The organism is Faecalicatena contorta (assembly GCF_021531995.1).
Lineage (GTDB): Bacteria > Bacillota > Clostridia > Lachnospirales > Lachnospiraceae > Dorea_A > Dorea_A contorta_A.
The window spans coordinates 23296-30525 of sequence record NZ_JAFBIZ010000028.1; the positions used below are offsets into that span (position 1 = coordinate 23296).

General features: G+C 40.4%; 8 protein-coding genes and 1 pseudogene. 7 read left to right on the top strand and 2 right to left on the bottom strand.

Going from position 1 to position 7230, the window contains the following annotated elements; translation table 11 throughout:
* The first annotated feature begins 79 nt into the window (after nt 1-79).
* The 4 genes from JQM82_RS05740 to JQM82_RS05755 all read left to right on the top strand — a co-directional run bounded on the left by JQM82_RS05740 (nt 80) and on the right by JQM82_RS05755 (nt 5264).
* Nucleotides 80-1792, top strand: a complete 1713-nt coding sequence (locus JQM82_RS05740; RefSeq protein ID WP_235249095.1) for an IS1096 element passenger TnpR family protein — start codon at nt 80-82, stop codon at nt 1790-1792.
* A gap of 86 nt (nt 1793-1878) precedes the next feature.
* On the top strand, nt 1879-2337 hold the full coding sequence (locus JQM82_RS05745) for a DUF5655 domain-containing protein (RefSeq protein WP_235249096.1): 459 nt from the start codon (nt 1879-1881) through the stop codon (nt 2335-2337).
* Between the two features lie 514 nt (nt 2338-2851).
* Nucleotides 2852-3769, top strand: a complete 918-nt coding sequence (locus JQM82_RS05750; protein WP_235249097.1) for an amidohydrolase family protein — start codon at nt 2852-2854, stop codon at nt 3767-3769.
* A 262-nt stretch (nt 3770-4031) separates the two neighbouring features.
* Nucleotides 4032-5264 carry an ATP-binding protein gene (locus tag JQM82_RS05755; protein ID WP_235249098.1) on the top strand — a complete coding sequence of 411 codons (1233 nt, stop codon included), beginning with the start codon at nt 4032-4034 and terminating at the stop codon, nt 5262-5264.
* Between the two features lie 65 nt (nt 5265-5329).
* Here JQM82_RS05755 and JQM82_RS05760 read toward each other — a convergent pair whose 3' ends face one another.
* The gene (locus JQM82_RS05760; RefSeq protein ID WP_235249099.1) at nt 5330-5674 is read right to left on the bottom strand and encodes a winged helix-turn-helix transcriptional regulator; all 345 of its coding nucleotides are present in this window, start codon (nt 5672-5674) and stop codon (nt 5330-5332) included.
* 138 nt (nt 5675-5812) lie between these two features.
* Between JQM82_RS05760 and JQM82_RS05765 the strand changes: the two genes are divergently transcribed.
* From JQM82_RS05765 to JQM82_RS05775, 3 genes are all read left to right on the top strand, one after another.
* Nucleotides 5813-6052, top strand: coding sequence for a NimC/NimA family protein (locus JQM82_RS05765; protein ID WP_235249100.1), 240 nt, complete (start codon nt 5813-5815; stop codon nt 6050-6052).
* Between the two features lie 29 nt (nt 6053-6081).
* Nucleotides 6082-6684 carry a DUF1349 domain-containing protein gene (locus tag JQM82_RS05770; RefSeq protein ID WP_235249101.1) on the top strand — a complete coding sequence of 201 codons (603 nt, stop codon included), beginning with the start codon at nt 6082-6084 and terminating at the stop codon, nt 6682-6684.
* 208 nt (nt 6685-6892) lie between these two features.
* Nucleotides 6893-7135, top strand: coding sequence for a hypothetical protein (locus JQM82_RS05775; RefSeq protein WP_235249102.1), 243 nt, complete (start codon nt 6893-6895; stop codon nt 7133-7135).
* Here JQM82_RS05775 and JQM82_RS16500 read toward each other — a convergent pair.
* Nucleotides 7064-7230 (bottom strand): annotated as a pseudogene (locus JQM82_RS16500) (MerR family transcriptional regulator); the annotation flags it as partial. The gene JQM82_RS05775 and the pseudogene JQM82_RS16500 overlap by 72 nt on opposite strands.

Here is a 7230-nt window from a genome sequence, read left to right on the forward strand (position 1 = left end):
CACGTTGGCCGTTCTGACGTATACTGATATCATAAATAAAAGGTAGGCCACCTAAGATACATGAAGGAGGTCCTGATATATGGATGAGTTATATCAGCAGATTATTAATATTTATAAAGAGACGGGTTCGGTAAAGAAGACAGCAGAGGAGCTTGGTACATATCCAATCAAAGTACGAAGAGTACTGATTACGGAGGGATTGTGGCACAGTAAAACCAGTGAACAGGTAGCAGATTTGCTTGCAAAGGGTAAAAGTGTAGCTGAAATAGCAGAGGAGCTTGTTATATCGGAGAAGACTGTTCAGTCTTATATGCCCTATTCTCGTGGGCAGTATGGCGGGGAAGACAGAAGCAACGAAGCAATTCGAAGTGAGGAATATAGAGGACGGATGCAGCAGGCAGCTAAAAATCAGGTTACCAATACAGAAGCACGTTCAAAAAAGAAAGAGGATGATATTCAGGAGCAGCGTCGTCTTCTTGAAGAATTAAGATCCGAAAAAGAACGGCTGCTGAAAGAGAAAAAAGAATTCTGGGACATGATCGAAGCAGAGATGAAGCGGATTCCTATGGCAATGCAACTTCATCTGGAACTGGACCTGGGATATTTCGCAGAGGAGCATAAGAAAGTTCTTAGAAGATACGGAAGAATGAAGGATGGAATTACCAGAGATTTTATTGTTCCGGGCAATATGACACTGCATGGTCTTCATTATGCAATCATGAAAGCTTTTGGATGGCAAAACAGCCACCTTCATAGCTATGTTCCATATGAGGATGAATTCAAAAAAATGACAGATGGGGGATTGGTAAAAGAGTGGACCCGTCAGGTTGGTATGTATTTTCGTTTTCCAAGTGAGAATTATGAAGATATATATTGGGACGATGATTATGAGGAAGGTGAAAGCTTTAAGACCTGGCTGAAATCCAAGTATTGTGGACCATACTCCTATGAAGGCGTGGGAGAGCATTACATTCCTGCACAGATTGAAGTAGACAGATTCCGAAAAGACTGGCCTGCTATTCAGAAGAAAACAACAGATCAGAGAACGTGGAATGTCTACATGGAAGGTCAGTGTGAGGAAATGCTGGAACGCCCGATGCTTTGGACTGTACTGAAAACACCGGCTGAACAGGCAGATTGGGATTCATGGAAACAGGAGAAAGAGGCCGCCCTGAAACAAGTTGAGAAAAAACGTAAGGACATTATCAAAAAATACAGACAGCTGACAGCCCGTATGGACCAGATCGTTGAAGAGGCAGGAACTCATTTTGATGAAAAAGGGAATCCAACTATCGACATGGTTCCATATTTTCGAGAGATAGAGGGACTGGACCGTGAACTGGAAATGCTGTGCATTGATCATAATCCTGAACCTATTCCAGCGCTGTCTGCATTGTGTTATCGATATGACTATGGCGATGGATGGGAAATTAAGATTACCTGCACCAATGCCTGGTATGACAAAACCGTTTATGCCAGGGATGAAGAAGGCAATATGCTTCGTGATAAAAATGGATTCGTTCCTGAGAAAGCTTTGTTTGTAGATGCCTTTGGTCAGCAAATAGACGGAGAGTTTCTGGACAAGTTGAGAGATATTCAGCGTAAGGAAAAACCAATCTGCATTGCCTGGGATGGAATGAGTCTTGTGGATGATGTTGGTGGTGTTGGAGGTTTTTGCGAATTCCTTGAGACGATTAACGGTGATGATCCGGAAGAGAAGAAAAGCTATAAAACGTGGGCAAGGAGTCTGGGATGGACTGGACGCATGCCAAAACCGGAAAACATGTTGTAGCTGTCGGGATCTTTGCACATTGCTTTATGCTACATTTTAGGAGCAGACGGGGGAGTCTCTAAAAAATAGCGGGATGGTGATGTGGTGTGACGGAGTTCCAGACGAATTTAAAAAAGCTACGTACCGAGGAGGGACTAACACAGGATCAGCTGGCCTTGCTGGTGGAAACCAGTACAGATATCCTGTTATTTTTTGATCAACACCAGACAATATTACCGTTGTATGAAGCATTTGCTGGTGAAATGCAAGTACAGTTTCCAGATAGTAAAGTAAAGGTACAGAAAACGCAGATTACATTTTCTAATCGTCATGTTTTTGCCTGCGTTTCATTTCTGCGAGTAAAAAAGAAGGCGGAACTTCCAGATGACTATTTTGTCTTGACACTTGGTCTCCCCTATCCTCTGGAATCTGAGCGTGTCGCAGTAAAAACAGAACCTTATCCCGGACGATGGACAACGCATATTGTAATTAGTAAAATGTCTGATTTGGACGAAGAACTGTTTGCATGGGTGGCACAGGCATATGAGTTTTCAGAGAAAAAATAGCTTGAAAGAGATTTCTGCAACTTTCGGTTTATCTGTTTCTTAAAATGAGAATAGTATGGAATAAATACAACATAATGAGAACATATCACCTTCGTATGATTCGATTCATACGGAGGTTTCTTTTGCCAATTTTTCTCATCTCGACTTTTTTTTACTGAAACATGTTGTATAAGCCCCTCTGAAACTTTGGATATATAGAGGGACATTTATATCCGCGAGCAACGAGCCAAGCGGACATGCTTGCATGTCCATCTGGCATGCCGCCTCCCAAATAATGAAATGTGAGGTAATGTGAGCATAAGGGGAAAGTTCATCCATTAGGATGTGAAACGTTAATAGATGGATCATGTCCAGTAGACATTCTGTGTAAAGACCATGAGAACACCCCGGGAGGATATTATTTCCGGAAAAAGGATTACCATGGAATAAGAACACCAGGTCATAAAAAGAATAATCGTGTATACCAGCAGCTGATCTGGCACTGGATACCAGACTGGAGAATCATCTGGTAAAAATGAATGACTGTGAATGTGAGCAGACGATTCGTGCAATTAAGACGATGAAGGATGATCTGGTATCCGGTGTTACCACTGCCCGCTGCCTGGGAGATAGGTTCTATGTGGATGTGACTTGTAAGAAAGCACAGCAGGAAGGGCGGATTACTGGTCCGAAGCTGGTGGTCAGCGGAATTGGTATGAGAGCTTCCCACGGACATGGTTATGTCGGTATGCCGTTTAATGGACCGGAGGAATTCAGAAGACAAGCCCGTGAAAATATTGCTCATGGAGTAGATTTTCTGAAAGTATTTATGACAAAGGTCATCAATGCTACACCGTTTATTTACCATTTCATGAGTCCTGAAGAGCTAAGAGCCGTAGTACAGGAGGCAAGAAGTGTAGGAATTACCACAGCATGCCACTGTTCTGGCGGGCAGGGACTGGATGATTGTCTGGATGCAGGAATTGATTGTCTGGAACATGTTTACTATATCACAAAAGAACAGGTAGAAAGAGTCAGAAATGCAGATAGATGGGTGGTTTACACTCCGAGCTATGCATTGAATGACACTCTTCTTTTCAAATTCTCTCCGAAGGATCGAGAAGGAAGTCTGAAGGAAAAAGAAATCATTTGTGAATGTCTTAGAGGAGCCATTGAAGGCGGCCTGAAGTTTGGTATCGGTACAGACGGTATCCATCAGGGGCTTGCGCAGGAAGCAAAATATATTTCTGAACTGGGTGCTTCCAATAAAGATGTTCTAGCGGGAATCACTGTCAACGCTGCAAAGATTTGCGGTATTCAGGAGAAGACGGGTTCTATTGAAAAAGGTCTTGCCGCAGATCTGGTTGCTCTGGATGGCAATCCACTTCGGGACATCAGTGCATTGAAGAATGTCAAAGCCGTTTATCAGGATGGCAGACAGATCGAATTATAATTGGATTACAAGAAAGTATTGCCCTGAGGAGAAAATCCTGCAGGGCAATACTTTCTTTGGTTTTTCAAATTGAACTTCATCGCTGACGATGATGACAACGAACCTGTATAATCAAGGAAAGGCATAATGCCTGAGACAATCTTCGGATTGCCTTTACATAGCTGCCGCTTTCAAAAAATAAAAAAAATGTGTTTTTGAAAGCGGCTTCTTGAATATACTATTAGCAGACAGTATAATAAGTACATCGAAGCAGTTTCAAAAAATGAAAAAAATTCAACTTTTGAAAGTGGGTGGCTATATGAAAACAATTACGAGAGCAAAATATCTCGACAGAATCATTGAACTGAACGGAACTCCTGACATCAAGATTATCACGGGCATTCGTCGTTCTGGTAAATCTAAATTGATGCAGGCATATATCGAGTACCTGAGAAGTCATTTTGAAAACATCAACATTATCTTCATTGACTTCATGGATTTGGCTTATGAAGAAATCAAGGAATATCATGCGTTACACGCTTATGTAGAAGAACATTATCAGGCAGGTAAAACAAACTATCTGTTTGTGGATGAAGTTCAGATGTGTCCCAAGTTTGAGTTGGCAATCAATAGTCTGTACTCTAAGGGAAAATACGACATCTACGTAACCGGCTCCAATGCTTTCCTGTTGAGTGCGGATTTGGCAACTCTGTTTACTGGACGCTATATTGAAATTCATGTGTTTCCTTTCAGCTTCCAGGAGTATTGCCAATATTATGATGATGTCAGTGATAAAGATAAGCTCTTTGATGATTACTCTATCATGGGAGGGTTAGCAGGTTCTTATGCTTACAGAACTGAAAAAGACAGAATCAACTATATCAAAGAGGTCTATGAAACCATTGTCACAAGGGACTTGGTACAGAAATACGCTCTTCCAGACACTTTAGTTTTACAGCGTTTGAGTGAGTTCCTAATGGATAATATCAGTAATCTGACTTCCCCTAATAAAGTTAGTCAGTTACTGACGGCGAATGAGACTCCGACCAATCATGTAACTGTAGGCAAGTACATCAAATATTTGTGTAATGCCTTCGTGTTTTATGATATTAAGAGATACGACATTCGTGGCAAGAAGTACCTTGAAAGCTCTGAAAAGTTTTATTTGTGTGACAGCGGCATTAGATATGCGATATTGGGAAGCAGAAATATGGACTATGGCAGAGTTTATGAGAATATCGTTTGTATCGAACTTCTTCGCCGTGGATACGATGTCTATGTCGGCAAGCTCTATCAAAAAGAAATTGACTTTGTTGCTCAGAGGGGCAGCGAGAAGATTTATATTCAGGTAAGCGACAACATTTCTGGGCAGGAGACATTTGAGAGAGAATGTTCACCTCTGCTTCGGATCCGAGATGCTTACCCGAAAATGATTATTGCCAGAACCAGGCATCCGAAATATAGCTATGAAGGAATTAAGATTCACGATATAGTCGATTGGTTGTTACAGGAGTAAAAAAAACAGAAAATACAGTTGCAACAGAGAGAGCGGAAATTAAGAAGGAGAAGATTTGAATTTGTCTAACAGTTTTTCTGATTTAGGTAATCAATATATTCTTCGCCCCACTCACCAAGAGCATCGAGAACTTTCTTAAATTTTTTTCCGATGTTGGTCAATGAATACTCTACTTTTGGAGGAATCTGAGAATATTCAATGCGTTGAATAAGCCCCTCCTCCTCTAAAGTTTTTAATTGCCTTGACAGAGTAGTATGTGTCATTTCAACAGGCATCCTCCGTTGCAGTTCATTAAACCGGATAGGTGCTTCTTGGGATAGAATATATAAGATATACATTGACCATTTTCCAGTCAGAACTTTTTGAGAAGTTACATATGGACATGATCCAAACAATTCTTTCTTTGCCATAATAGTATCCTTTCTGATCGTGGTATCATAAAATATCGTACTTGTGTTTTTAATCCTACGCTCATATAATGTGATTATACTTGATATGGATATTCAAGTCAATAAAATGAAATCAATCAGAAAAAGGTATATCAGCAAATGTTGAAGAATGGAAAAGTAGAAATTTGCGGTATGAACAAGGGGACATGGATACGTATAGAAGGAACTGTAAAAGAGGACTTGCGTCGTGAGGCAAGAGTTGCAATGATGGAGGAAAATACTGCTGCGCTTAGCAGTATGTATTCTGTGGATGATAATTTGATGACCGTATTGTACTTTGAGAATGGAACTGCAACGATTTATTCATTTACAGAGGACCCAAAAGTTATTACATTGTAATTTCAAAGCTATTTGACGAGGATAAAAGAATGGATTTCACGAAATTTAAATGGACAAGAGAACCGGATTCTTACAGAATAAATAAGGATTCTGTTGAGATTATCACAAAGCCTCATACGGACTTGTGGCAGAGAACATACTATCATTTTCAGAATGATAATGCCCCGGTATTACAAATGGAAACCGAAGAAAAATATTTCAGTTTTGTTGTGAAAACAGAATTTGAGGACAGTCATTGCCGGTTTGATCAGTGTGGAGTTGTAATGTACCTGGATAGTGAAAACTGGTTAAAAGCTTCTATTGAATATGAAAATCAGGAGTATCAGCATTTAGGTAGTGTGGTTACAAACTATGGATATTCTGATTGGGCAACAACTGTGATTGATGCATCTGTAAAATCTATGTGGTATCGTTTTAGTCGTAGAGACGATGACTACTGTATTGAATGTTCTGAGGATGGTGAGCAATTTAGTCAGATGCGCATTTGCCATATGCACAAAGGCGATGGGAGAATCAGATTTGGTATATATGCATGCTCTCCGGAAGAATCATCATTCAAGGCTGTTTTCAGCAATATGAACATAACGGAATGTCAGTGGTTAGCTCATGACGGGCAACAACCTGATGAATAAGTAAGATCTATCTCATTTAACAGTAATTGTTTATGCGTCTGTACATCATGGAAATACAAAGAAACTGGTAGGTGGTATTGCAAAAGATCATCCGGATGAAAAAGATCTGAAAGCAGCGGTCTCCTTCGTGGCTGGATTGCAGTGATCAGAACGATAAGAAAATCGGGATTTGCGGAGGATAATATTCACAGAATGAAAGGAAAAAAATATGGAATTAAAATTTTGTGCAAGAATTCTTCAAAATGAGAATATGGATGCTGCCTATGTAGAGGTTCCTTACGATATCAAAGAGCTTTTTGGAAAAGGGCAAAGTCATTACTGCGGTGAAAAGCCAAAAACGATTGATGAATATATCCTGAGCCAGGATGAGAAGAAACAGGAAGAACTGCTTGATATCTTTGATCTCAAGACCGGAGCGTTTGAGGCACTCAATCACGCGGATAGCCTCTAGTTCATCGTCGCTGAAGTAACGGATATTGCCTTTTCTCATAAGATTGGGGAAGAATCCTTCCTTGTCGTAATATCTTAAAGTCGAAATAGGGAGAT